The following is a 1,144-nucleotide window of genomic DNA, read 5'->3' as shown; positions in this document are numbered from 1 at the left end:
GTCCGCGGCTCGCTCGTCGGCGTCTGCCTCGACCGCACCCCGGACCTGGCGGTCGCCCTGCTCGGCATCTGGCGGGCCGGCGCCGCCTACCTCCCGCTCGACCCCTCCCACCCGCGGGCCCGGCGCGAGTTCACCGTCACCGACGCCGGCATCGACTGGATCGTCACCGACACCGCCACCCGCACCGCCGTGGACTCCCTGCCCGCCCGGCTCATGCTGCTCGACGACGACCCCGGCCAGGAGCACACCCCGGACGGCGACGGCGACGTCCGGCCGGCCCCCGACGACCTCGCCTACGTCATCTACACCTCCGGTTCCACCGGCCGGCCCAAGGGCGTGGAGGTCAGCCACGCCAACCTGGCCTGGCTCCTCGCCGCCGCCGACCACCACTTCGACTTCGGCCCCGCCGACGTGTGGACGCTGATGCACTCACCCGCCTTCGACTTCTCCGTGTGGGAACTGTGGGCGCCGCTCACCGGCGGCGGACGCGTCGTCGTGCTCGGCGAGGACGAGGTGCGCGACCCCGCGGCGGTGCACCGCGTGCTCCGCGAGGAACGCGTCACCGTCCTCAACCAGACCCCCGCCGCCTTCAAGGGCCTGCGCGCCCACCTCGAGGACGTCGGGGCGGGCTTCGACGACCTGGCCCTGCGCACCGTGATCTTCGGCGGCGACGCCTTCGACGTGCGTGACTACCGGGACTGGTTCACCGACCCCGGGCACCGTCCCGCCCTGGTGAACATGTACGGCATCACCGAGACCTGTGTGCACGTCACGATCCACACCGTGACCGAGGACGACGTCCGCGGCACGGTCCGCTCACCGATCGGACGGCCGCTGGCCGGACAGCACGGATACGTCCTCGACACCTGGGGCCGCCTCGTCCCGCCCGGCACCGCCGGCGAACTGTACGTCTCCGGCGGCGGCGTCGCCCGCGGCTACCGCAACCGGCCCGAGCTGACCGCCGAACGCTTCCTCGACGACCCCTTCGGCGGCCCCGGCGCCCGCATGTACCGCACCGGCGACCTGGTGCGCGTACTGCCCGACGGCCGGCTGGCCTACGTGGGCCGCGCCGACCACCAGGTGAAGATCCGCGGGTACCGGATCGAGCCCGGCGAGATCGAGACCGCGCTGCGCGCCCTGCCCG

1 protein-coding gene is annotated in these 1,144 nt (G+C 74.0%); it reads left to right on the top strand.

Annotation, left to right across the window (positions count from 1 at the left end; genetic code table 11):
- Positions 1–1,144, top strand: a 1,144-nt coding sequence (locus B9S61_RS00120; protein ID WP_146064660.1) for an amino acid adenylation domain-containing protein, incomplete at both ends; no start/stop codon positions are given.

The sequence above is a fragment of the Streptomyces sp. SM1 genome, from assembly GCF_002910825.1.
GTDB lineage: Bacteria > Actinomycetota > Actinomycetes > Streptomycetales > Streptomycetaceae > Streptomyces > Streptomyces okerensis.
Note: the sequence above shows the minus strand (reverse complement) of the source record. Positions and strands in the feature narration are given on the sequence as shown.